The organism is Streptomyces sp. TLI_55, assembly GCF_900206255.1.
GTDB lineage: Bacteria > Actinomycetota > Actinomycetes > Streptomycetales > Streptomycetaceae > Streptomyces > Streptomyces aquilus.
In genome coordinates, this window is sequence record NZ_OAOJ01000002.1 from 416,553 (window position 1) to 440,315 (window position 23,763).

Below are 23,763 nucleotides of genomic sequence, written 5' to 3' on the forward strand. Positions count from 1 at the left end.
CTGAGCGGAGCGTGCAACGGTCTGGACGGAACATTCAGACCCGCTCTCGCGCCGGGGCGGCGCGGCGCCGCCACACAATCAGGGCCGCGAGTGCAGTTCCTGCTGAGACCAGCGGCCACAGCGCGCCGGCGGCATCCTGCCCGCCGCCGGAAGCGGGGGGAGTTATAGAGGCAGAGGTGGTGACGCCGTGCTCGCAGTACTCCCTGGCCGGCCCCTTGATCAGGTCGCAGGAGTCCTGGCTCGTGGCGGAGGGTTCGGCGGTGAACGCGGCGCCGGTGCGCGGCCACCACGCCTCCGGAAGGTTCGTTCCCGCAGCCAGGGCGAGAACGGCGGCCGCGACGACGACTACGGTCAGCCCGCTCACCCAGGCCGCCAGACGACGCGAGCGGGAAGGGGAGAAGGACGAAGAGCGGGGCATCAGATGTGCTCCTTCGGACGTTCGCCTGCGCCGACGCCGGAGTCCGGCTCCGCCGCGGCATGCGCTGCCGTCGTGGTGCGGCGTCCGGGGGTGGTGGTGATGGAGGAGGCGATGCGCCCGATGCGGGGGATGACGGCTTTGATCCGGCCGGTGTTCTGGCGGGGGCAGGTCAGCAGGAACTCGCCCTCCCGGCCCTTCTGGCCGACCGGGGACAAGCCCGCGGTGACCAGCCGCAGCAGCTCTGCGTCGTCGGCATCAAGACCGATGAATTCAAGGCCGCGACGGGCGCGTTCGCGGTCCACAGTGCGGGCCAGCGCCCGGTAAGCCATCAGTCCGCAGTCAGGGCCGAGCTCGGCCGCGTCGTGGGAGCCGGCCAGCAGGCCGGCGCCGTGCTTGCGGCCGTCGTGGAGGATTTCGTGGACCAGCGCGGTGCCTTCGGCCGACGAGGTCAGCCAGTACAGCTCGTCCAGGACCACGGCGGTGAACCGCTCGGGATCCTCGAAGGCGGTCTGCCGGGCGATCGCCGCGATCAAGTACAGCACCGCGCGCCCGATCAGCGCTTCCAGGGGCTGCTGGTGCAGCACCTCCGGGTTGGCGAAGGCGGCCTTGGGGGGCAGCTTCAGCCCCGCCGTAGTGATGACGATCATGTCGTGGGCGCTGGAGGCGTCCAGCCGCACCGGAGGCAGCGCGGGGTCGAAGACCATCGCAGCAAGGGAGTGGGTGGCCACCACCCGGATGAGGCCGGCCAAGGTGGCGGCCGCGTCCTGCCGTTTGCCCGCCTCCCGGGCGGCCATCTCCTCCAGGACCTCAAGGACCCGGTGCATCGACGGGCTGTCGCCGGCGGATGCCCGCTCGACGGCGTGGTGCAGGACCTCGCCGGAGGTGCTCATCGGTCCGATACCCAGCTGAAGTGTCAGGTAGGACAGGGCGTAGTGCTGGCCCTCGGGCCCGGGAAACATGCGCAACGGGTCGATCGACACCTCGGCCTGCGCGGCGTCGATGATTTGCACGCGTCCCCCGGCGGCACTGCGGGCGAAGGTCGCCCACTCGCGCACCGGGGTGCGATCGATACAGATCGCGCAGCCGCCGCGCGCCCACACCGCCTCGCCGATCAGTTTCTGCAGCACGCTCTTGCCGGCGCCGAGATCGCCGACGATGCCCATCGAGGCGGAGGCGTCGACTTTCGGCGCGTCCGCCACGTTGATCATGACCGGGCGGGTGGTGCCGCAGTCCAGGTCGATGCCGAGGAACATGCCGTTCGGATCGCCGACCTCCGCGAGGGTGAAGGCTCCGGAAAGGGCCCAGTCCTCGCTGACTTGATGCTGGGTGAACTCCCGCGCCACACCGGGCCGCACGGTGCCGGGCAGCCCCAGAGTGAAGAGGGCTTCCTGCAGTCCCGCCGGACGCACGGCCCGGTAGTCGGCGCCGGCCAGGAGGGCGGCCAGCGCCCGGGCGCGGGCATCGCAGACGGCGGCGGTCGGCCCCCACACCGTCAGCACCGTCACCGACTGCACCTCCACCTCCACGCTGGTGCGCGACAGCCGGGCGTCCAGCTCGCCCAGGTCGCGGGCAGCCTCACTCAGCGACGCCGGCATACCGGTGGGCCGGGCGTCGTACTGGTCGGCCTGGTCGATGAGTTCGTTCTTCTTGCGCTGCACCTGCGCGCGGGCCTTCTCCGCGGGCACGAGGGTGAGATCGACGGTGTAGTCGACAGGGAAATCCAGGCTCTCCAACTGCGCGAATAGATCAGCGGCGTCCTGGCTGACCGCGGGCGGGCACTCGGCCAGCGCCAACTGCGCCTGGTAGCCCACCCCGGCGTCGGATTCCACCTGCAGCCAGCGCCGCCCGAGCGGCGAGCCACTGTTCAGCCGCCACCACGCTGTGCGCCCCGACCGGGAGAGCCGGCTCGACCGGGCAGGGCGGCCCGTGCTACTGAGCTCGTCTGCGCCGTCGAGGTCGGGGTCGATGCCGCCCTCCTGGAGGCGCACCTGCCCGAGGTCGGCGTAACTAGGGGAGTGCAGCACTCCTTGGCGTACATGCCCGCCGTACAGGTCACTGCTTTCGGCCTCGGCCAGCAGCGGCTCGGCCAGGCCGCGGTGCAGGGCATGCTGCAGCATCCACACGATCTCTGCCGGGCGGGCGGGGCGGAACGCGATCCCGCCAGCGAGCGCTGCCTCCACACTGGCGGCCTGCTCGCGGTAGCCGTCCACCTCGCGGCGGGTCACCGGTGCCGGACGCAGGCCCAGTAGCGGCGCGAACTCGGCCCACACCGCACCGAGCTGGGCTGACATCTGCAGGCCCGCGGACTCGGTGTGCAGCGGCACGGCCAGCCACAGCGTGCGGCGGTGCATCTCCTGCTCGTCCAGCAGGTCCAGCATGGCTTCGACGTTCTCCACCCACGGATGATCAGCGCCGGGCTCCTGGTCGGCGGGCTCGATCCCCTCGATCATCTTCAGGGCGATTTCGCCGGGGTCGACCTGGGCGGCAAGTCCGAACAGCCGCGGCGCCCCGGTCAGGGACCGCACCATGTGCGTGATCTTGGCGAGCTGCTCGTCGCGGACCTGGGCGGGCACATAGGTGCCCTGCACGCTCTCCTCAACCTGACCGCGGGCGTCCGGTCCCGGGTGGAGCCGGTAGACGGCCCACACGCTGCCCTGCGTCGACCAGACCAGGTGGCCGGCGATGTGCCGGATCGGCACCCTCATCGCGCACCCCCGTCCTGTACGGCGAGCGCAAGGAGCTGCTGCACTCCTGACGCGGGCCCGCCACGCTGCGCTGCAGGGGTGGCCGCGTGGGTGCGCAGCGGCGTCGACGGCCGCGCTTCGACGGGAGGATGTGCCGGGCGCCTGCGGCTGTTGTGCCAGCGAGCAGGGCCGTGCCCTGCGGGCAACCGGTCAGCCTCAGGGATGCCCTCGATGGTGAAACCGCCGAGCAGCGCTCGGGCAGCGCGGTCACGGGCTGCCCGCCCGCCGATCCGTCCGCCGCGCGGCTGCCACCCCAGCAGCACCCAGCCCAGCGCCGCCTGCAGCGGGGCGCGGCCATGGATCTTCTGACGGCGCACAGCCCAGATGGCCAGCACCCACGTCGCGATCGGTACCGGCCCCAGCACAGACCACCAGCTGACAGTCTTCTCCAGAAGGAAGCCACCGACGACAGCGACCGCAATCTGCGCGGGCGTGTAAGGGCCGAGCGGGATCTTCCAGTCCGCTACTTTCCCCAGCACCCAGGGGTGACGACGAGCGCCGGTGTAGAAGCGCCCCACGCGGGCAGCGGCGCTCACAGCCAACCCCCCACGCCCGCCACGTGGTCCCGCAAGGCCGGATCAGCGCCGCGCACCGGGCCGGGGACGACGGGCGCCCCCTTGGCAGGGTTCTTGATCTCGTCCTCGAACATGTTCGAGAGGTCGCCGCGGGAGTTGTACAACCCCAACGCGATGATCATCAGCAGCAGGGCGCCGATCCCCGCCTTCAGGCTGAACTTCTGGATCATGACAACAACGACGACGACGAGCAGGCCCACCTGCAATCCCTTAGACGCCCAGTCCCCGAACATGTCGATCCACGAGTCGCCCAGGTTGTCCAGATCTCCGGCGAGCAGCCAGCTGTTCATCCCGTTCACCGGGCACCTCCGTTGCCGGCAGCCGCACCCGACTCGAGGCGCGAGACTTCCCAGCGGCCCGAGCGGGCCGTGAGGACGAGCTCGTAGGCCAGCGGCCACCGACCGTCGGCGTCCCGGGCTTCCACCTGAGCCAGAACGCGGACCGCCGTGCCGTCGGCCGGTACCTTCTCAGCGGCCGCGGCCTCTTCGCCGGCCTCCAGCTGTCGCACGGAGAGGGCTGAATACGGTGCGGGGGTGGCGGCGGTGAGCTGCGCACCGGGCGCGAGGTAGCGGTCCACTTCCCCGGCCCCGGTCAGGTAGGCGCCAAGGAACTCCTCGACCGCAGAGGACAGATCCCCCTCGGGAACGCTCACCCCGTACACCGACGTCGACACCTCGGCGCGGCCTGGGCCCGCTACGACTGCCGGTGCGCCAGTCACAGTGAACGAGGCGCCTTGGCGATCAGCGGCGACGGGCACGGCGAAATAGCGCACCCGCCCGTCGCCGTACTGCGCAGCTACCGTCACCGACCACGCGCCCGCCGTCCGCTGCGCACTGCGCACCGCAGTCACGGACGCCAGCGGTGACTGCGCATCGGGCGCCAGGTCGGGCAGGTCGACGTTCGGCGCCATCGACTGCGCAAAGGCGGCTTGCGCAGTCGACGCGTCATCGGTGCTGCTGCGCAACCACAGGCCGAGGAACAACTGCGCATAGCCAGCCGGGTCGGCAGCGGCCGACCCGCTGCGCAATGAGGCGGCGGGCGTGTCCTGCGCAGCCGCCACCACCGTGGTCGGGGTGGAAGTGACGGCGAGGCCCAGGGCGATCGGGCCGGCCGCGATGACGGTCCACACCGCCACACGCGACAGACGGACACGCCGCCGCATCGCCTCCAGGCGCGCGCCTGCCGCCATCGGAGCAGCGACCTCGTCCTCCGAGGCCTGCTTGCGACGAGACATGGTGAAACTCCCAGGTCAGAACGGATGTTGCTGACCTTGAGCAAACCCGCCGACCCCGACCAGACCACCAACCGCGAAGGCCCGACCACAGTCACGAAAGGGCCACGAAGTCCGTGGTTGGGGTCATGGTCGGCCCGACCATGACCCCAACCACGCCCCTGACCGCGAGCCGGCGGCCGCTCTTCTCGTCCAGCACATAACAACGCGTGGGGGTGCTTCGAGACCCGCTCGTGCCACCCGGCAATGGGACCGCTCAGCGTTGCGCACCGGCCTTCACCCGGGCCCGCGACCAAGCCTGCGCAATGCGCATCCGAACCTGTGCACGAAGAAGGCGCGAAGATCCGGGCTGACTGCGCAGCCGATACGCACATGCCGACTGCGCACGATCCCGCACGCGGTGCGCAGCCCGGGGTGCGCAGTGCTCATCCGGGGATACGCACCCGGGCTGCGCACCGCGTGCGGCCGCGGGGCCGTGGTCGGCCCGACCATGAGCCCGACCACGGCAGACCAGAGGGCGCGTTGCCGGATCGTGACAGATGGTCGGGGCTGGTGGCCGTCCGTTTGGTCGGGGTCGGCGAGTGAGCTGACGGCATGGACCGCATGCACGCCTTGACGCCCTCGACGACAGGCCGCCGCCACACGGCGACGCGCCCGGTGCCTCGTGGCCCGCGCGCGGCCGGTGCCGGGGCGCGGCGGTGAGCCGCTTCGGGGCAGGCATCCGCCGGGGCGTGATGGCGGCGGATCAGTTCACGCAGATCGCCAACGCACTCTTTCGCGACGCCCAGTTGTCCTTCAAGGCGAAGGGGATCTTCGGGTACGTCAGCACGCACCGAAACGGCTGGCAGGTGACGATTGCCGACCTCGTCCGCCTGGGACCGGACGGCCGGGAGGCCGTCCGGACCGGTCTGCAGGAACTGGAAGTCCACGGCTATTTGATCCGCGAACGCCTGCGCCGCCCGGACGGCACCCTGGGCGAGATCGTCTACGGCATCACCGACCGTCCGGCTGTCCTCGGCCTCGCGCCGGTCGGCTCCTTTCCCGACGCCCTGGGCATCGACACCGTAGCCAGTGACGCGCTCCCCGCAGGCATCCGCCGGGGCGTGATGGCGGCCGATCAGTTCACGCAGGTCGCCAACGGCCTGTTCAGAAGCCCGCAGTTGTCGTTCAAGGCCAAGGGGCTGTTCGGACTGCTCTCCACACACCAGGAGGGCTGGCGGATGACGGTCGCTGACATCGCACGTCGCGGCCGCGACGGCGAATCAGCCGTCAAGAGCGGTCTGAAGGAGCTGGAGAAGCACGGCTTCCTCGTCCGTGAACGCGAGCGCGAGGCGGACGGCACCCTCGGCGCGGCCGCCTACTTCATCACCGACCTGCCCGCCCTGCAAAACGCCAGCTCACAGCCAGAGTCGGGTTTTCCACCAGTGGTTGACCCTACGTTGGCTGATCCGCCCACTAAGAACACCAACAGAAAGAAGACCACTCAGCAGAACACCAGCCCCCTCCCTCCCCGTGCCAGAACCACGCGCACGCGCCACGAGCACGCCGCCGCACGGACGGCCCCCACCCCACCAGCGCCCGAGGACCTCGAACCAGGAGTCCGCCTCCTGCTGGCGCTCGGTGCCCGGGCCCCCCGGCTCCTTCTCACCGACCAGGTCCTTGCCGAGCAAGGCCGAACCGTCACCGCGATGCTCGCCGCCGGCTGGACGCGCGAGCAGCTCACGCACGTCATCGCCGACCGCCCACTGCCGCACCCAGTCCGAACCACCGTCGGCGCGATCATCGCCGCACGTCTGAGAGCGGCCCAAGCATTCCCGCCACCCGCCACGGCGGGCGAAAACCACTCCGCGCACCCCCACGACGAACCGCCGCTCCCACCGGTGAACTCCGCAGCCTCGCGCACGGTGAGCGAAGCCCTGACCTACCGGGCCCTCGTCGAATGCACCGGCTGCGGCGTGCCTGGCACCGCCCCCGGCGAAGACCTCTGCCCGACCTGCCTCGGCTGGCCGCCGTGCCGCACCTGCCCTGGCCCCACCCCTCGCCGAGCCCACCCCCAGGGCGACGGCCGCTGCACCACCTGCGCCTCCGCCTTCACCGACCCCCTGGAAGGAAGCCTCCCTTGACCGACGCACGGCGCACCCCACCGCCAGCCGCAGCCGCACAGCCCGACCCGGGACGCTGGGAGAAGAAGCTCCGTCGCGCCCTGCGCACAGGCCACGTCTGCGACGGCACCTGCTCCGCCACCTGCCAGCCAGTGCTCATCCACGAACGCACCTCGTGGGGCTGGCTCGCCTGGACCATCCCCGGCGACGGGACTCTGCCCGAAATCCCTCACCAGATCGGGGTGCTCACCCCATCCGCGACCGGCGCCCAACGCCAAGCGCTGCGATGGCTGACCAGACGCCCCGCCCAACGCATCGCCCTGGGGACCTCGCGATCACTGCGCCTGGCGACCGTGGTCGTCGCGCTCGTCAGCCTCCTCGCAGGACTCTTCGCCCTGAGCCACGGCATCTCCCTCGACACCGTCCTGCCGCCGATGCTGCTCATGCCACTGCTCGCCCAACACCTGCCCCACCTGCTGGACACCCGAGCGCGCGAGTACGTCCGCATAGCCGAAGGCGATCCCGCCTGCCGCTACCTTCAGCGCCTCACCACACTGCACACCCCGCTCGTGCAGGCCGCCGCCAGCAGCAATCGCTACGAACTACGCCGCTCGGCCGAGCTCGGCCACACCTTCCTGTGGCAGGCCGCCGAACTGCTCCAGACCACCGACACCAAGTCGGTCTCGGCCCGGCTCATCGATCTCGAACGGCTGATGGTCCAGCTCGCCGACCAGGTCGCCCAGATCCTCGAACGCACCCGAGCCGACCCCACGCCCAACCCAGCCAACCAGTCCCCCCGCGGGCACGGCCCCTTGGGCCCCCTCCCGCCCGGCTTCGAACCAGCGACGCGACCCACCGCAGCACGTCCGCCCTGCACCTCTCCGCTGAAGGAACCCCACCCCATGCCCCAGCACCAGACCGGCGTTCCGGCCCGCACCACCGGCACCTACCTGCTCTTCGCACACGAGCCGTACTACCCCGGCCCCGGCGCCCAGGAGATCAACACCACCGTGGTCGCCGCCGACTCCCTGCTCCACCCTCAGGTGCAACAGCCCGACGGCGCCCGAATCCACGACCTGCTCACCCGTGGACGCACACCAGGCGAGATCATCCCTCTCTCCACGCTCACGCATGAACTGGACGGCGGAACCCTTTGGCCCCAGGTCGGCGACTGGGAGACGGTCACCAACGACCTTGTGCACCTCGTCCGCGCAGGCGAGTGCGACGCCCTCAGCCTAGGCCTGCCCGAGATCGGACGCGCCCTCCTCTGCGCCGGCCCTCATGGCCAAGTCCGCGTTGTCGACGCCGCCTCCAACCAAGTCATCATCTACGGGCCACAGGAGCGGGCCGCCGTCTTGGCCGAGGTCGACAAGTTCCTCACAGGCCTCGTTGCTGAGCGGGCCTTCTGGCCCGGCGACGGTTTACTCCCGCCGATCTTCCAGCAGTCGTGAGACCCAGCACCTCGACAACGGCTGCAAGCGCCACCTGGTTGTGGACACCAAGGGCCTGCCACTGTTCGTCATGGTCACCCCGGCGGAGATCCCCGACCCCCTTATCCATTTCACTGGCCGGGGCAACGGCGAGCGGATCGGCGACGGGACCGGCGTCGAGTGCGACGTCGCCGTGGACCCGTCGACGGGACCACGCTCACCACCAAGGGTACGAACAAACGCGATCTCGGTCCTCGCCGTGGCCGAGCACGGCACGATGTTCGACCCCAGCGCGGTCTTCTACATGGACAAGCGGGTGACCGGATCGCGGGCCGCCGACTACGTCGACATCACCGCCTCGCCCGCGGTGAACATTCGCCAGATCACTAAGGCCAAGAACAGCACGGTCGATGACGTCATCGTCGTCATCCTCGACCGCCCCCGCCACCAGACCTGGCCAAGGAGGTACGGGACGCCGACGCCCGGATCAAGCTCATTTCGGACTGCGACGTGGCCGGTGCCACCCGCGCCGCCCGCGAGGGCAACGGCATGGACCTGATGCTGGGCGTCGGCGGCACCCCCGAAGGCATCATCGCGGCCTGCCCCATAAAGGCCTGGGCGGCGTCATCCGGGGCCCGGCTGTGGCCCAAGGGCGATCAGGAGCGCACCAAGGCGCTGGACGCCGGCCATGACCTGGACCGGGTGCTCACCACCAACGATCTCGTCACCGGGGAGAACGTGTTCTTCGCCGCCACCGGCATCACCGACGGCGAGCTGCTGCGCGGCGTGCGCTACAGCGGCGAACGGGCCACCACCAGCTCGCTGGTCATGCGCTTCAAGAGCGGCACCATCCGTCAGATGGAGTCCACCTACAGCTCTCGGGGCGGTTGCACAACGGCCCGCGCGGCTTCCTGAGCCGTGAGGGCTCAACGCGCCTTCACCCGATCACCAGGGCGACACGGTGCGAGAGCGCGCAGATCCTCCATGTCGGTGCAGAAGTCTTCGTCAGGGGCGCCCCAGTCCGCGTCCCATGAGCCACCGTCAACGGGGTGTATCCGGGCCTGGAGGTCGGCCAGCTCGCTGGGCAGGTCCCGCAGTCGCGTGACGATGCGGGTGCCGGTGCGCGTACCGACCTTGGACCGCGACAGCAGATGCGCCATCTCCCGGTCCGGCACGACGACGTGGCAGTACGGCACCGCCATGCTCAAGGCGTCGACGTCGAACAGTGCGTTCACCGTCCAGGGCTTGATCTGGTTGCTGAACAGCGCGGCTTTCAGGTCCACGGCGATGCGCACCGACGGCATCCGGTCCGCGAACGCGGTCATGCGCGGCCGTCCCGACCGCGGGCGATCCGGGTTGAGTCCGATCTCCCGGTGAAGGTCGATGCGGTACTCGGCCAGTAGCTCGTGGAGCAGTTCGAAGTGTTCGTGCAGGATTTCGCGTGCCTGGATCCGTACACGCAGTTCGTGCCGGCTGATCGGATCGTCTGCGAGCATCCCGGCATACGTCTCCTCCCACTCAAGCCTGCTCCGGGTGACCTCGCGCATGGCTTCGGGGCGGTAACCAAGCCGCCGCAGGTCCTCGATCTCCTCGTCCCTGGGACCCGCGAGCAGCTGAAACTCGGCGTACTGGTTGGCCTTGCGCAGCACGTCCCGAAGCTCCGGGACCGTGTCCATGTCGACGCGGCCGGAGGGACCACGCAAGACCAGCGGGGCGCGCTCCCCGACGAGCGCCCACGCGGCCCCGATACCGAGCACCCGCGGTGGGCTGGGCCGGAACGCCGGCCTGCCGAAGCTCACATGCATGGCGTGCAGCATCTGGTGCCGGAGCAAGACACGGCGTGAACGCATACTGCGACAGTGGGAGACCGATGCCATGATCCGGGCCACGTCCGCCCGCTGGCGAGGGTCGGTGATCTTCCCGATCTCCGTGTAGTGGGTGGCCGAGAGCGGGAACACGACACCTGCCGCGGAAGCGTCCCTGACGGCGGTGAGCACGGCGGTGTCGAATGTCTCGCGCGGTGCTCCGTTCGCCGCGCGGGCCAGCCGGATCCACACCCACAGGTCGAGATAGACCGACGGCGCGGCCATGTGGAGGTTCGGCGAGTCGGCAGCCTCTGTCATCGGCGTCTCCTGGTTCTCCGCGCCGCGCAATGTGTGTGACGCGCTGGGCGGGCGAGACGGTGCCGCCTGGCCGAACTGACCAGCGTCGTGCCCGTGGGTCACCATGTTTCCAGCAGAGCATCGCAGGCGCCGCACAATTATCCTGCGCCCCATGCGGGCCGGCAGCATCTCCCCGCGGCGGTCTGGCTGTTGGGAATCAACATGCTGTGCGAAACGCCGTCGCGACGCTCGCACGTGGTTGGCTCTGCGGCGGCAGAATGGCCGTCCGGCCTCGGCTGGGGACGGGGACGCATGGCAGGAGGTACCCGATGGCCAAGGCCAGGTACGACGTGAACGTCGGTGAGTCGGACTGGGAGCAGCTCGACGACAGTCACCGGCTTTCCGAGCCGCCGCCTGAGGTTGCGAGGGCGCTGCCGACGACGGCGCCGCTCACGTTGCCGACTGAGTATCTGAGTTGGGAGTCGTTCGAGCATCTCGTGGCCGCGGTCGTACGCGAGGTCGAGGGCGCCTTCGAAGCACGCGTCTACGGACGACGCGGCCAGAAGCAGCAAGGCATCGATGTGGTCGGCTTTTTCGACGACGAGAAGGCGCGCGTCTACCAGGCCAAGGACTACAAGAATTACACTGCCGCCAATCTGGAAAAGGCGGTCAAGGATTTCACCACGGGAAATCGGCCCTTCGAGTCCGAGCACCTCATCGTGATGACGACAGCCGACGTCAGCGACACGAAGATCGACAACAAGCTCCATGCCCTGCGGAAGGCGAACCAGCAGCTCAAGATCGACCTCTGGGGCAGGCAGCAGCTTTCCGACAAACTGGCAACCCATTCACGCATCGTCACCCGCTTCTTCGGCCCGGAAACCGCGCGCGCCTTCTGCCGGGTCCTTGAGCAACCGAGCATCACGACCGAGACAGTTGCCATCGCCTCCGACGCGATGGTCCGCGGACCGGTAGAGCATCTCGGCCTGCAAGAGGACCTGGAAGCAGCACGTGAACTGCGCAAAGAACAACCCGCGCAGGCCGCACAGGACTTTCAGCGACTGGCCGACGCGCTGGACGCTGCGGGATTCGTCGCGCACGCGCTGCAGATCCGCCGCGCCCAGGCAGCAGCCCTGCACGAAGCCCAGGACACTGCCGCGGCTGTGGCGGTAGACCTCCAGGTCATGGCAGGGGAACTGGAGACCGGCGAACCCGGACTGGCGCTCACCGTCATCAGGCGGCTGGAGGCAACAGAGACAGAGGCTCCCGACCCGCTCGTTCGCGCCATAGGGGCGCTCGGCGCGCTCGCCTCGTACGAGCACGATCACGACATCAGCCTGGACGAGGTCGCCCAAGCTGTCGACGCGCTCGAGGAGGGCGACCCCTCACGTGCTTCAGCGTTCATGATGTTCGCTGAATACGCGGTCGCCGAAGGCCGACTCGACTTCATCACCGACCGCGCCGAACAGTTCGAAACCGTCGCTCAAGCGGCCCGTCCCGGCTCCCAGGAACACGCCCGCCTGCGGGCCTGTCTGGCAGACGCCGGCGTCGGGGAGCTCTGGGAGGACTTGCAGTACACCCTCCGCACGACCTGGCCCCCCAAGCTGGCCGCATTGCTCCTGGCCCGGCTCGGCCGGCACCTTGTTCAGCGCCAGAAGGCACCCGCCGCCCTCTCCCGATACACCGATGCCATTGCCCTGGCCACCGAGGAAGGAGCCATCGACGATGTAGTCAACTGGCTCCAAACCCAGGACCTCATCCGCATTCGTTTCGGCCTGGCCCAGCCCTCCAGCATCAATGAGGGCTATCGCCGGATCCTCACCCTGCGGGCCGCTGGGGACGGCGGCAGCGTCCTGCCCACCGGCGTGCGGATCAGGGAGAGGGCGCTGTCCCGTATGCAGAGGGGAGGGCTCGCCGATGCCGCCCAGGCCGTCGGCGCCTACCGCTCGCGCTCCACGGTGACCGCAGACTGGTCCGGTGAACAGGAGGCCGAGCACCTTCTCGGACTCCTGCACCAAAAGGCGGAGCAGCCCGAGCAGGCCCTGCTCCACCACCTCGCCGCCGGTGACGTGGACGAGTTGGCGACCACTGCCAAGCTCCTGCGGGAAAAGCCCCTGGACTTCCCGCCACACCAGAACTTGATCGATTTGGCCAACTGGTACCGCGTGAGCGCCTTCCGCGCGGCGGCAGTGACAGCGGACCTCCTGCCCGACGACCAGGCCAGGGAATGGCTCGACGCAGCCCTGGCAGAACTTGACCTGGACCGTCCCGACCTGCCCCGCACCGCAAGTGCCGTCCACGCGGCCTTCGCCGCGGTGGCCGCCCTCCTCAGCGCCTCCACCCCGGAACAGGCGCAACGCTTCCTTACCCACTCCGGCCCTCTCCTGGACCGCGAGCCCGGAACCCATCGCAGAACCGACCGGGAGCACATGCAGGCCCTCATCGTCATCGCGCACACCCACCCCGCTCTGCGTGAGACTGCCATCCGCTCGATGTGCCGGGCGCTACTCTGCGCAGACCACCTCGCCCTATCGATCCTCAACCGAGGTGTCGCGGTCTTGGCTCTCTGTCCGGACATCGTGGCCGAGCAGTGCACACCCCCAGCCCGCGAAGGCAACACCAACGCCGCTCTCGCACTCGTCCTCGTCGAGACCAACATCGCGGAAGCCGCGACGGCGGCCCGAAGCCAGCTTCCTCTTCCTCCTCCGGGCGGCGGCTCCGAGGAGCACCCGCGCAAGGACCTCAGCACGCTGGCTCTGCTGGCCGCCGCCGTGGGAGCACCTGAACGCGAAACCTTGTCCGACAGTCTCATCGCGCACGCGCTGCACCGCGAGGACGCGGCATTCCAGCGCCGGGACGCCCTGCATGCCCTAGCAGCCTTGGCACCACTCCTTGATCACGACACGCGTGCCCGCCACTTCACGACGGCCCTGGAATTCGCCCGCGGTGACCACGACGGCAGCGCAGATGACGATCTTCCCAACGAACCATTCGACCGCTTTCGCTTCAACCTCGGCCCGACCACGCTACGACCGGACGGTCTTCTTGCCGCTGCCTGCCTCGCGTTCCCGGGCCAGCAGGCCGCCGATGTGTCTGCGTGCGCACTCGAAATCCTCCAAACCCATGACGGGGACAGGGAGACACTCGTGCGCGCCCTCTTCCAACTGCAGCGGCAAGACGTGCACCTGGAGCCGGCACCGCTGGCTATCCACTCTGATCACCTGATCCGCCTTCTGGCGGCAGGCCTGTGGTGCGAAACCCAGGATGCCGACCCCGTCACTGGCCAGGTTCTCGCCGAAGACCGGAACGCAATGGTGCGTCAGTACATGGCCATGCACGCCGACAAGATTCACCTCCAGGATCTTCTGAGAGAAGATCCCCGCCGGTCCGTTCGCTCGCGTGTGCCCCTTCACCAGAACTGAGCGACTCCTCGATCACCGGCTCGGCTCTCACCTGGATCGCTGACCGCCACGCGAAGGCGGTCGCCTGCTACGACAATGAGTGCGCCTTCTCGAACCACGTGACCGACACGCTCGAACCCCTGCGCCCGCCCACACAGGGGACTGAACAAGCGCAGAGCTGTACTGTCGGCGGCTCCCCTGGAGCCTCAGGGCCACTCGTAAGGTTCTGGCGCGGCTGCAACAGGCACGCGGCGAGCTGTGAAGGTCCGTCCAGCCGGGAGGCCCCCGCTTCACCGGACGGGCGGGGAAAAGCGAGGCCGTTTGCACGGTGTCATCGTTGTGCCGGTACGAGAGTCCGGTGCAGGTCGCCTGAGCTCGGGCAGATCTGCCACGCTTCCAGTACACCGTTGTCCGTCAGGCGGCTTATCGCACCGAGCAGTTCTTGAGCAGGCATACCGCAGTTACGCAGGACTTGGTCGCATTCGCGTAGTCCCGCTCCTGACCAGAAATCGCTGTGAGCCAGGAGATAGACGCCCAGCAGCCGCTGGAGTGGATCCGCCACACCCATCTTGCACCGGACTCCCCCTGCGCAATGCCCAGTCCGCAGCCTGCCGCCGGTCGGGGCGGGCGGGTGGCTGAGCCAGCAGCGCGGGATCGCGCAGCTGCGCGGCAATCCCTTCCTACCCGATATAAGGCGTTCAGACTGGCCGGATCGGCCGGGACGGGCCCCTCCACCGGCTCAGTCGCCGCACCCTCAGCGACCGGGGCCGGGTCTGCGGCGGGCGTCACCCAACCAGGATCAAGCCATCATCGCCGCGTTCTCGCTTCGGCATCAAGGCCACGCATCAGGCTGCTCACCTGGGAATTGAGAACCGCGTTGCTGAATGGATCTAGCCATGGCACTGTTCGGCCGCGTTTTCGTGCTCATATGCACCCTGGTTATTCCTGTGCGCCGTGGGCAGGATGAGCCCGCTCAGAGTGGGGCTTCCGGGGGGAGGTGCGAATGTCCCTGCTGTTTTGGCGGGCTTCGCCGCCGGGTGGGTCGACCGGCAACGGCAGGAACGGGTCAGGCACCCCGGAATCCGTGCCAGGCGTTCCCTTGGAGGCAGTGCAGAGCGGGTTCGGGTCCTCCAACGGCCACTGGCCATGGCGCACCACCTATGCCGAACGCGACCCCGTACCCGCCATGAACCAGGTGACACGCCACTTGGCCGGCAGCGTGCACGCGCGCGTCAACCGAATCGGTCAGGCGCGTGACCTGATGGGGCGCTGGCAGGACCGAACGCTGGGGCGACCCGAGCGGGAGGTCCGGCAGTTGAGCCCGCTCGCCGGGGAGTCGCTGGCCAAGTGGGCTCTGGACAACGTACTCAACACCCGGAAGCGGCCGACTCCTTCGTTCGGCTTCGGTCTTGCTGCGGTCCTCACCCACAGCGTCGCGGCCCACCGTCAGCGCCGGGTACGCGGCCTCGTCCTCATGCGTCGCAGGGCTGATCACGGCCCGTCATCCGTTGGGAACGGGGGCGCTGGCGATAGCGGCAATGGCGTACCAGTTCTTCTTCGCCACCGGCGGACTTCGCTCGCTGCTGCGCTGGGGTGTCAGTTCCCTGCTGCCGATGATCCTGCTGGCCGCAGGCGTCTTCGTCGCCTGGACTCAACTACGGCCTCACTCGGCCGCCCTCAAGTTCGCGGCGCAGGACGCCGTCTCCGCCGCCGTCTGGCTGGCTCTGCTGGTCACCATCGTCTACATCCTGGATCGCTGGATCTCCCTGGCCTACCTGGCCTCCCTGGGGCCATGGCGCGAGCGCATCGCAAGGCGTCCGCGCTTCGCGCCGCGTGCCGCCGCGAGGATCGCTGACTGCGAGATTACCGAGGTGTGGCAGAGCACTCCGTACCGGAAGCAGGATCGGATCGATCGCTTCGTGGGAGCCGGTCTCGATGCCTGGCGCAAAGGCGCAACCCGCATCCAACTCACCGCCGCCCGCCGCGCCGCCGACGAGGAGGACACAGAGCCGGATCACGAGCCGCACGCAGCCACCGCTGCGTCGCACGAACCGGACACCGAAGGCATCCGCATGTTCGAGGCCGACGAGCTGCTCGACAAGGTGCGCGACGAACTGCAGGCCCTCAGCGGTGTCCTTGTGGAGACCCACGCCCTGCCGAACTGCGATGTCTTCGAGGCGCTCGCTGTCCCGCAGGGCCGGTGGAAGGAACTCCCGCGCGCACCGGAGCGGCCCGAGAACAGTCCGGAGAAATTCGGTCCAGCGGCAGGCGTCCAGAACGAGGCTCGCCGTGCCCCTTGGCCGGAAGCGCAGGAAATGATCAACGAGGGCAGGAAGGCTCCCTCCGGGCACCCGTCTCGTCGATATCTCGCAGCCCAAGTCGTTGCCTGGAAAGGCGACATCGTCGTCACAGTCTTCGCCCATGCCGCATTAGAAGGCAAAACCCTGCACTTCGTTACTCGGCCGCATGTCCTGGCCCCCCTCAGGGCCGAGGTCAGGGTCGAGTCCGCACAGGGATGGGAACTGGTCCGCAAATGCGTGACCGAGCCCGTACACGCCCTCGGCGACACGGTCGCCCTGGCGCACCGGTCGTACGGCATCCTCATACGTGCCCTGGCCATCCTGCTGCCCCACGCCCTGGGTCACGCCGTGCGCCGGCAGGTAGCGGCGGCGCTGGACCAGCCCACGAAGGACGACGGCAAACCAGTGAGTCTGCGGGAGTACTGCGCTCACATCGAACCGGAGGACATGCACCAGGCCGAGGACGCTGCGCGGCACATCTCGATCCTTCAGTCGCGGATGTTCAGCACCGTCAGCGCCTTCCTCGACGATCACGGTGTGGCCACCAGCGAGTTCAGACGCCAGGCAGACCAGGTCACCCAGTTCTTCATCAGCGGCGACCACGCCCAGGTCAACACCGGAACCGTGCAAGGCGACCAGACGCAGACCAACCAGACCGACGGAGCGAAGGCGAAGGGATGACCATGCGACGCGACGCGAGCGGCGGCGGGATGCACATCACCGGCAGCGGCAACCAGATCAACACAGGAAGGGTCGGCGGAGACCAACGGCAGGTCTACGTCAGCGGCAACACCGAGGACACCAAACTCCTCCTGACCGCGCAGACAAAGCTGGCCGAGCTGAACGCCGCCCTTGAGGAGCACGCCGCCGAGCTGAGCAACCCGAACCTTGCCCTCCGCACCGCATCCCGGATCGGCGAAGAACTGAACAGCCCGTCCCCTGACCGGCGACGCATCAACGAGAACCTGGAAGACCTCGGCCTGGCTGTCGGCTCGGTGGCCTCCGTCATCGCCATCCTGCAAGGGCTCACCGCCGCCGTATCCGCGCTGTATGGCTGAAGATCCCCATACGTGCCGGGCTCGGGGAGCCGGCTACCCCCCGAGCCCCCTTGGACACCGTGCGAGCGTCACCGAATTCCGTTGAATCTTCCTGCCGACCTGACCCAGATGTTGACCTTGAGTATCTGTACGGATGCGGAAGGTGCTCAACAGGCTGCATGATCGCTCCGGTTCGAGACGAACGGCAAGGAGCGTGGAGTGAAACAGTCACAGCGGCGGCGCGGTCGGGATCGTGCGCGTAAGCCAGGACACAAAGGGAGAAAGGCGAAGGCCACCCCAGAGCTGACGACACGCAGCCGGAGCAACGGCGCAGCCTGCCTCGGGTATCTCGTCCTCCACGGGGTCGGTAACCAGCACAGGCGTATCGGCTCGGGACGTTCTGTCCTGCACCACATGGGACGGGCCATCGTGGACCCGATCGCCAAAGCTCATGGTTCGCCATCGGTTACCTGGACCGAGACGCCAGAGTGCAGAGAGAGCTCTAACGAGTGGCCGTTAGGAACCCCTGCCCACGCCACTGTCCGTATCACCGGCCCCGAACAGGCAGCGGGAACCATCCTCGTGGCAGAGGCCGTGTGGGCCGACCGTTTCCGCCGCCCTTCGTGGTACTTACGGTGGTTGCTGACCGTGGGCTACGCCTTGTTGAGCCTGCCCGCAGTGCTTCTGCTGGTCGGCCCGGACCGCCGCGACCGCAGCCTCTGGGAGCCCACCGGGGCCTCGTTCAAGCGCACGTTCATGAGTTCCCTTCGTGACGGCCTGCGGCCTGGTGCGTTTCTCATTAGTCCAGAATTTCGACACGTGGCCCGAATGAGCTGGCGGTTCCTGACTTTGCTCGTGCTCCTTGCCGCGTGCACGGCGCTATTCATGAAGCACCCGTGGTGGACCGTCGGATGTACAGCAGTCATGATCGGACTGCTGTGCACACGGATGAATGTCGCAGACCACGTGATCATGGCCGCCGCACGTGACCAGGAGCGAGAAAAACTGCTCGACTTCCTGGAAGAGCGGTTGCGGTGGATGCAAGAGCACTGCGACAAGATCGTGATCATCGCTCACTCGCAGGGGGGCTTCCTCGCCCACCAACTCATGGCCCGCAACGGAGGCCGCAACCAGTCGAAAGTGATTCGGCTGGTGGGAGTCGGATCGGGGCTCAAGCCCATCCGGCTCCTTCAGCAGATCCGGCGCCCGCTTGTCTGGGCGGTGGCATGGATGCTGCCTCTTGCATCCCTCTGTCTGGCATGGGGGACTTCGCCACTTTTCGAGCCGAGCAATTCCGAGATCGCGGCGGGCACGCTGATGCAGTTTGAGGCGACAATGCCTGCCCTCGCAGCACCGTTGGCCACGCAGTCCCCCGAATTCGCCTCAGCCATGCTGAACAGCATGGCTGAATCGACGGAGCGAGTTCACTCCGGCCTCTCCTCCTCGGTGACATGCCTTGGGAACGGTGGACCGCGATTGTGGTGAGCGCGGCACTGACGCTCGTGTGCGGACTGATCATCAGGTTCCGCATCCGCCCCGATGCGGATGCGCTCTTTGTTCTACCGCCGTCCAAGGGCGCGCAGCAGCTTGAGTGGGAGGAGTACAGCAGCCAGCACGACATGGTGGGCAGGATGCTGTTCCCCACGCTCCCAGAGGGCGTAGAGCAGGAGGCCACACCGGTACTCGGCCACCCATTGGGCGATCACACGAAGTACTTCGACGGCGATGGACTGCTTACACGCCACCTGGCAGCCAGGTTGTTGGCCGACATCGAGTCCTCAACGCCCAGAAGCCTCGACGCACGCCGGTGGGCGGAGACGGTGGCCCGATACGAACGAGCCTTACGGAAGCAACATGATCGACGGCGCTGCCTCCATGGAGTTCTCGTGCTGTGGGTGGCAGCGGGTTGCCTGATTCCCCGCGTGGCACGTGGGGCGACCCTCGTGGAGGCGGTTGTCGACAGCTGGCAACTGCTGGCGACGGCAACGGTGTTGCTCAGTGCCCTGTTCACTTGGCGAGGTCGCAAGAGTCACCGGGAGCTCGTTGCCATGCTCGACGCCGAGTTGAGAGGCGAACCGCAGCCAACGCCGCCCGTCAGGATCGTGGTCCCCAAGCACAGGACCGCTGCGACGCTGGCATTGGCGATCGGTGCCGTGTTCGCATTCTGCGGAGCCCTGGGGTTGGCCATGTTGTCAGGTCTCCAGCCGGCTTGGGGTGTCCGTTCGCCCGGCGCTCCCCTGCTCGCCAGCTTCATCCTTGCCGTCCTTGCTACCGCGTCAGGCTCCGGCTATCGCGTGCGGCGACGGTGGGTCGTCGGCGCCGCGCTGCTGGCCTGCCTCCCCGCACTGGTCTCCAGCGGCCCTCCCGACTCCACTGCCCCCGCATGGGCAAATGCCCCCGGAGGGGCTCTCGCTGCCGTTGTCCTCGTGACAGCGGCACTCGCACTGGCCAGTATGAGCAAGGCACGCACAGTGCATTTTCCAGAAGCCACATCCAACTGCTCGCCCTCAGTTCCCTGGCAGAGGGGGACCGCCAGCAACGCGGCCACCCTCCAGGCGAGGCGCGGATGACGCGAACGTCACAAGTACCGGCGAACGCCGTTCCGTTTGGGTGGATGCGCCGAAGCCGGAAGAATCCCAGGCCACAGTGCCTACCCTGGATCAGGGCCGGTCGCCCCGCCTGGGCCCATCAGGCCGTGGGTGGCGGAACCGGGGCCGAGAGACGGAATATGTCCAGCCTGAGGGCTGGTCCGGTCCTCGTGTGCCCGGCCGTAACCGTGCGAGTGGCGCCGATGAACCGACGCTTCGGGATCAGCTCAGGGCTTGGCCCACCTCCCAGATTGTGGGTCGGTTTTCCAGCGCATGGCTGAGCATCGAGTCAATCAACTTGCCCAGCTCACCTCACCAGACACCTCCACGGTTCGACGCCGTCCGTCCGCCACGGCCTCTCTCTGCACCGAGCGGGGAGCGTCGGCCGAGCACTCGACGGCTCGCCAGCCGGTGGCGGTACGCCCCACCGGAGTTGGTGCGCTGCCGGCCGTTGAGGGGGTCCCACGGCCTGACGCAGCAGGCTGAGGGCGGCGTCGCGGTCGGGGCGGGTCACCCCATGTGCCGGGGCCGGTTAGGTGCATGGTGCCGAAGCCGAGCCGGGAGACGCTCTTACCGGCGATGGTGATGCTGCCGGCGGGGGGAGCGGGGGTCATACGAGCTCCTCCTTCAGGCACGGTTGGACGGCTACGTCCACGGCGTGGGCCTGACTGTCGGGGTCGCTGGTTACCACCTGGTGGTGGATGACGTCGTTGGCCAGGAGACGGTGCACGCGGTCGTCGACCAGGCGCCGGAAGGCGGGGTCGTAGTCGTGGCTGGTGTCGACGGGCATGTCCGGGTCGAGCAAGGTCGCGAACACCAGGTCGTACTTGGGGAATTGCGTGGCGGCCAGGGCCAGCAGGCGTTCACGTTCGAGCCGGTGCGGGGTTTCGGCCCGGAACGCCATCGCTGCCTCGAAGTAGGCGATGGCGTCGAGGCTGGCACGGTCGATAAGTACCACTTCGGCGCCCTGCGCGACGGCGTTGGTCTCGTCGAGGATGCCCTGGGCGATGATCCACTCGGTGGACAGGGCGGTGTGGTGCTGCATCTTGGGCAGGCCGGCAGCGGCGGCACGCTTACCGAGCTGTCCTGTGCGCGACACGGTGAGGCCATGGCCGCGCAGCTCCATCTCTATGCGCTTGAGGAGCGTCGTCTTGCCGGTGGAGTGGGTGCCGAGCACGGCGATCCGCCGGGGCTGGGCGGTGGAAGTCACCACAGGGTGGGGTCCTTTTCTGGTTCGGGGGCGCCGGGCAGGCCGGGCGGCACGGCCGCGGCGACCAACTGGTCCCAGGTGTCGTAGTGGGATGCCATGGCGATGAGGAGCTGCGCCGTGGCGAAGGCGTCGAAGGTGGCCCGGTGACGGGCGCCGGGGGCTTCGCTCAGGTCGGGCTGCACGTGCTCGATGAGCCGGTCGAGGCTGTATTTGCCGAGGTCGGGGTAGGCGTCCTTGGCCAGCCGGAGCGTGTCCAGGACGCCGGCGGGCTCCCAGCCGGGCAGGTGCGCGCTGAGCACGCGGTAGTCGGTGTGCGCGTTGTGCGCGCAGATCCATGTGTTGCCGAGGAAGGCGCGTACCTGGTCGGCGACTTCGGCCCATTCTGGCTTGTCGGCCAAGTGGTCGTTGGTCCAGCCGTGCACCCCTGCGGCGAAGGGGGTGACGGGGCGGTTCGGGCGGGTCAGCCACCAGCCCGCGGTGCTCTTGTCGGGCCGGCCATCCCGGACGGGCAGCGCGGCGACTTCGACGAGGTCGGGCGGGTTGGTGCCGTTGCCTTCGACGTCGACGACGAGCAGCGCGGGCCAGGTGGCGAGGTTCATGGCGTGTCGGGTCCGTCCTCCGCCTCCCAGCCGATGGGGGCCCGGCCGTGCTGGCGGTAGCGGTGGGGTTTTTTCCGGTCGTGGCACTGGTAGCCGAACCCGTGCTGCAGGTAGTAGCGGGGCGGCTCGTCCAGTCCCTCGACGACGATGGCACGGTCGTTGACCTCAATTTCGCCCACCGCTCCGAGGGCGCGCGCTTCTTGCACGACGGCGTCCAAGGGCGGCTTGACCCAGGCGTTCTTACACAGCGCGACCTGTTCGGGCGGGCAGATGTCGCACAGTTCCCGGATGCCGTAGTGGCCGTTGTAGTCGGCTTCGCCCCAGGCGTAGGCGACTCCGCAGCTCGTCTTGCGGAACAACGTGCCCCACTCCGCGTCGCCGACGGCCGTGTGCAGGTCGAAGGCGTCCAGGATTCGCTGCTCTGCATGCTCCGGCATGATCTTCCGCCGGGCCGTGTCGTCATACGGCACCGGCATGCCGTGGTTCTCGTAGTACGCGCCTTGATCTCGTGGCGGAAGAACAGGCCAGTGAAGACGGTGGCGTGAGCGTGCAGGCGCTCGCTGCCGCGCGCAGGTCGCGGGAGCGACGCGCGTACGTGGGGTGCGCCGTCTAGAGGGTTCGTGTGCCACAGGTGCCGCCAGCTCCTGTGTCTCACCCGGAAAGAGATCGCTCGGCATGAGATGGCAGGAGGCGGAGCGCCCTGGCGAGATCCTCGGGTGTGTCCACTGCCACTCCTTCGTCGGTGACGGGCAGCATCCGAACGCCGTACCCGTGCTCGATGAAGCGGAGCATCTCCACGCCCTCGGTTTGCTCCAGCGGCCCCTGCGGGAGCCTTCGGAACTGCTGCAGGGCCTCCCCCGTGAAGCCGTAGAGCCCGAGCTGTCGCAGATACGTTGGAAGCGCTGCTCGCGGGTAAGGGATCGGCTGGCGCGAGAACATCAGGGCGTTCCCACCGGTTGTGAGCACCACTTTCACCACATTGTGGTCGAGGGCGGCGCCGATGTCGCCCAGGTCCGCGTAGGCGTTGACCGCGAGGGTGCTGGCCGGGAGGTGGTGCAGAGCTTCGGAGACGGCGTCGATCGCGGCCGGCGTGATGAACGGCTCGTCGCCTTGCACGTTGATGTAGCCGTCGGCGGGCACGCGTTCGGCGCACTCCGCGATTCGGTCGGTGCCGGTGAGGTGTTCCCGGGTGCGCAGGCATTCGATCCCCAGACCGTGGCAAGCCGCCTCGATGCGTTCGTCGTCCGTCGCGACCAGCACACCGTCGAGGCGTGTGGCCTCCAGGCAGCGCTGGTGCACGTGCCACAGCAGAGGCTTGTCTCCGAGCAGGGCCAAGGGCTTGCCGGGAAAGCGCGAAGCTCCCCACCGGCAGGGGATGACCGCGATGTGGCGGCGCGTGGTGCGTGATGATGCTGGTGTGGCGGCAGACATGGGCTATCTCCCGGGCGGTCGGAGTCTCAGGAACGCTGAGGACGTGGAAGGAGGGTCAGCTTGGCGCGGACAGTCGGGGAGGCGGTCTCCGGAAACGGCCGCCAGGCGTAGCCGCTGACTTCCTCGGTCTGGAGCGTCATGGCACGTGGCCCTGCGAGCTGGAAGACGAAGCGGAAGTCGACGTGCTGGTGCGCCGGTTCCTCTTTGGCGGGGCTGGCGTCGATGTCATGCGCGTTGATGTCGAGCGGAACCGTCTCGAACCCGGGCAGCGGAGTGACCGCGCCATGGGGGATGCCGGTTTCCTCGCGAAGTTCACGGAGCGCGGCGTGGAGGAGGTCTTGGTCTTCTTGTTCGATGTGTCCGCCGGGTGCGAGGTACTTGCCGGTGGCGTTGTGATGGATGTGGAGTACGCGGGCGGCGTGGTCGAGGACGATGGCGCTGCAGGTGACGTGAGCGGGGAAGGTCTTGCGGTGCGTGGGGTCTTGGGCGTCGGCCAGGGCGGCGAACAGCGGGTCGAGGAGCTGGTGCTCGCCAGGGTGGCGGCTGAGGTACGCCTCGGCGGTGGCGCGGATGTGGTGGGGGGATGGCGGCATGG

General features: G+C 68.5%; 18 protein-coding genes and 2 pseudogenes. 8 read left to right on the top strand and 12 right to left on the bottom strand.

The features are described 5' to 3' along the window. Positions 1-34: 34 nt before the first annotated feature. Genes CRP56_RS44675 through CRP56_RS44695 form a run of 5 tightly spaced genes read right to left on the bottom strand, consistent with a single transcriptional unit; the run spans position 35 to position 4,971 of the window. The gene (locus CRP56_RS44675) at positions 35-418 is read right to left on the bottom strand and encodes a hypothetical protein (RefSeq protein WP_097275654.1); all 384 of its coding nucleotides are present in this window, start codon (positions 416-418) and stop codon (positions 35-37) included. Beyond that, positions 418-3,123, bottom strand: a complete 2,706-nt coding sequence (locus CRP56_RS44680; protein ID WP_097275656.1) for an ATP-binding protein — start codon at positions 3,121-3,123, stop codon at positions 418-420. The genes CRP56_RS44675 and CRP56_RS44680 overlap by 1 nt, the downstream gene beginning before the upstream one ends. Continuing rightward, a complete protein-coding gene (locus tag CRP56_RS44685; RefSeq protein ID WP_179851394.1) occupies positions 3,120-3,704 on the bottom strand; it encodes a hypothetical protein in 585 nt (194 codons plus the stop codon). The genes CRP56_RS44680 and CRP56_RS44685 overlap by 4 nt, the downstream gene beginning before the upstream one ends. Then, the gene (locus CRP56_RS44690) at positions 3,695-4,027 is read right to left on the bottom strand and encodes a hypothetical protein (protein WP_097275790.1); all 333 of its coding nucleotides are present in this window, start codon (positions 4,025-4,027) and stop codon (positions 3,695-3,697) included. Before CRP56_RS44690 ends, CRP56_RS44685 begins: the two co-directional genes overlap by 10 nt. A 5-nt stretch (positions 4,028-4,032) precedes the next feature. Further along, positions 4,033-4,971, bottom strand: a complete 939-nt coding sequence (locus CRP56_RS44695) for a conjugal transfer protein (RefSeq protein ID WP_097275660.1) — start codon at positions 4,969-4,971, stop codon at positions 4,033-4,035. A gap of 695 nt (positions 4,972-5,666) precedes the next feature. Here CRP56_RS44695 and CRP56_RS44700 point away from each other — a divergent pair. From CRP56_RS44700 to CRP56_RS44710, 3 genes and pseudogenes are all read left to right on the top strand, one after another. Then, the gene (locus tag CRP56_RS44700; protein WP_097275662.1) at positions 5,667-7,091 is read left to right on the top strand and encodes a hypothetical protein; all 1,425 of its coding nucleotides are present in this window, start codon (positions 5,667-5,669) and stop codon (positions 7,089-7,091) included. After that, complete coding sequence (locus tag CRP56_RS48880; protein WP_257042321.1) at positions 7,088-8,521, top strand: hypothetical protein; 1,434 nt, start codon at positions 7,088-7,090, stop codon at positions 8,519-8,521. Before CRP56_RS44700 ends, CRP56_RS48880 begins: the two co-directional genes overlap by 4 nt. 124 nt (positions 8,522-8,645) lie before the next feature. Beyond that, positions 8,646-9,415, top strand: a pseudogene (locus CRP56_RS44710) (fructose-bisphosphatase class II family protein); the annotation flags it as partial. A gap of 11 nt (positions 9,416-9,426) precedes the next feature. Here CRP56_RS44710 and CRP56_RS44715 read toward each other — a convergent pair. Continuing rightward, positions 9,427-10,728, bottom strand: coding sequence for a hypothetical protein (locus CRP56_RS44715; protein ID WP_179851395.1), 1,302 nt, complete (start codon positions 10,726-10,728; stop codon positions 9,427-9,429). A gap of 203 nt (positions 10,729-10,931) precedes the next feature. Between CRP56_RS44715 and CRP56_RS44720 the strand changes: the two genes are divergently transcribed. The 5 genes from CRP56_RS44720 to CRP56_RS44740 all read left to right on the top strand — a co-directional run bounded on the left by CRP56_RS44720 (position 10,932) and on the right by CRP56_RS44740 (position 19,910). Continuing rightward, positions 10,932-14,024 carry a restriction endonuclease gene (locus CRP56_RS44720; RefSeq protein WP_179851396.1) on the top strand — a complete coding sequence of 1,031 codons (3,093 nt, stop codon included), beginning with the start codon at positions 10,932-10,934 and terminating at the stop codon, positions 14,022-14,024. A 1,517-nt stretch (positions 14,025-15,541) separates the two neighbouring features. After that, positions 15,542-16,984: a hypothetical protein gene (locus CRP56_RS44725; protein WP_257042322.1), complete on the top strand. Its 1,443-nt coding sequence runs from the start codon at positions 15,542-15,544 to the stop codon at positions 16,982-16,984. A 2-nt stretch (positions 16,985-16,986) separates the two neighbouring features. Further along, on the top strand, positions 16,987-17,361 hold the full coding sequence (locus CRP56_RS44730) for a hypothetical protein (protein ID WP_257042323.1): 375 nt from the start codon (positions 16,987-16,989) through the stop codon (positions 17,359-17,361). 561 nt (positions 17,362-17,922) lie between these two features. Further along, positions 17,923-18,825 (top strand): hypothetical protein, encoded by a 903-nt coding sequence (locus CRP56_RS44735; protein WP_097275669.1) that lies wholly within the window; start codon positions 17,923-17,925, stop codon positions 18,823-18,825. Then, positions 18,822-19,910, top strand: a complete 1,089-nt coding sequence (locus CRP56_RS44740; protein ID WP_143665023.1) for a hypothetical protein — start codon at positions 18,822-18,824, stop codon at positions 19,908-19,910. The genes CRP56_RS44735 and CRP56_RS44740 overlap by 4 nt, the downstream gene beginning before the upstream one ends. Positions 19,911-20,150: 240 nt before the next feature. Here the strand turns inward: CRP56_RS44740 and CRP56_RS48890 are convergent. The 6 genes and pseudogenes from CRP56_RS48890 to CRP56_RS44775 form a co-directional block, all read right to left on the bottom strand. Beyond that, positions 20,151-20,347: pseudogene (locus CRP56_RS48890) on the bottom strand (protein kinase family protein); the annotation flags it as partial. Positions 20,348-20,538: 191 nt separating this feature from the next. Continuing rightward, positions 20,539-21,138: an ATP-binding protein gene (locus CRP56_RS44755; RefSeq protein ID WP_257042325.1), complete on the bottom strand. Its 600-nt coding sequence runs from the start codon at positions 21,136-21,138 to the stop codon at positions 20,539-20,541. Beyond that, positions 21,135-21,737 (bottom strand): 3'-5' exonuclease, encoded by a 603-nt coding sequence (locus CRP56_RS44760; protein WP_097275674.1) that lies wholly within the window; start codon positions 21,735-21,737, stop codon positions 21,135-21,137. Before CRP56_RS44760 ends, CRP56_RS44755 begins: the two co-directional genes overlap by 4 nt. Beyond that, on the bottom strand, positions 21,734-22,213 hold the full coding sequence (locus tag CRP56_RS44765; protein ID WP_257042328.1) for a hypothetical protein: 480 nt from the start codon (positions 22,211-22,213) through the stop codon (positions 21,734-21,736). Before CRP56_RS44765 ends, CRP56_RS44760 begins: the two co-directional genes overlap by 4 nt. Before the next feature lie 175 nt (positions 22,214-22,388). After that, complete coding sequence (locus CRP56_RS44770; RefSeq protein WP_097275676.1) at positions 22,389-23,168, bottom strand: 3-deoxy-manno-octulosonate cytidylyltransferase; 780 nt, start codon at positions 23,166-23,168, stop codon at positions 22,389-22,391. A 26-nt stretch (positions 23,169-23,194) separates the two neighbouring features. Next, complete coding sequence (locus CRP56_RS44775; RefSeq protein ID WP_257042331.1) at positions 23,195-23,761, bottom strand: NUDIX hydrolase; 567 nt, start codon at positions 23,759-23,761, stop codon at positions 23,195-23,197. Between the last annotated feature and the right edge of the window lie 2 nt (positions 23,762-23,763).

Coding starts and splice junctions, on each gene's coding strand:
- CRP56_RS44675 (WP_097275654.1), bottom strand. CDS start 418: ATGCCCCGCTCTTCGTCCTTCTCCCCTTCCCGCTCGCGTCGTCTGGCG.
- CRP56_RS44680 (WP_097275656.1), bottom strand. CDS start 3,123: ATGAGGGTGCCGATCCGGCACATCGCCGGCCACCTGGTCTGGTCGACG.
- CRP56_RS44690 (WP_097275790.1), bottom strand. CDS start 4,027: ATGAACAGCTGGCTGCTCGCCGGAGATCTGGACAACCTGGGCGACTCG.
- CRP56_RS44695 (WP_097275660.1), bottom strand. CDS start 4,971: ATGTCTCGTCGCAAGCAGGCCTCGGAGGACGAGGTCGCTGCTCCGATG.
- CRP56_RS44715 (WP_179851395.1), bottom strand. CDS start 10,728: ATGGTGACCCACGGGCACGACGCTGGTCAGTTCGGCCAGGCGGCACCG.
- CRP56_RS44720 (WP_179851396.1), top strand. CDS start 10,932: ATGGCCAAGGCCAGGTACGACGTGAACGTCGGTGAGTCGGACTGGGAG.
- CRP56_RS44725 (WP_257042322.1), top strand. CDS start 15,542: ATGGCGTACCAGTTCTTCTTCGCCACCGGCGGACTTCGCTCGCTGCTG.
- CRP56_RS44730 (WP_257042323.1), top strand. CDS start 16,987: ATGCGACGCGACGCGAGCGGCGGCGGGATGCACATCACCGGCAGCGGC.
- CRP56_RS44760 (WP_097275674.1), bottom strand. CDS start 21,737: ATGAACCTCGCCACCTGGCCCGCGCTGCTCGTCGTCGACGTCGAAGGC.
- CRP56_RS44765 (WP_257042328.1), bottom strand. CDS start 22,213: ATGCCGGTGCCGTATGACGACACGGCCCGGCGGAAGATCATGCCGGAG.
- CRP56_RS44770 (WP_097275676.1), bottom strand. CDS start 23,168: ATGTCTGCCGCCACACCAGCATCATCACGCACCACGCGCCGCCACATC.
- CRP56_RS44775 (WP_257042331.1), bottom strand. CDS start 23,761: ATGCCGCCATCCCCCCACCACATCCGCGCCACCGCCGAGGCGTACCTC.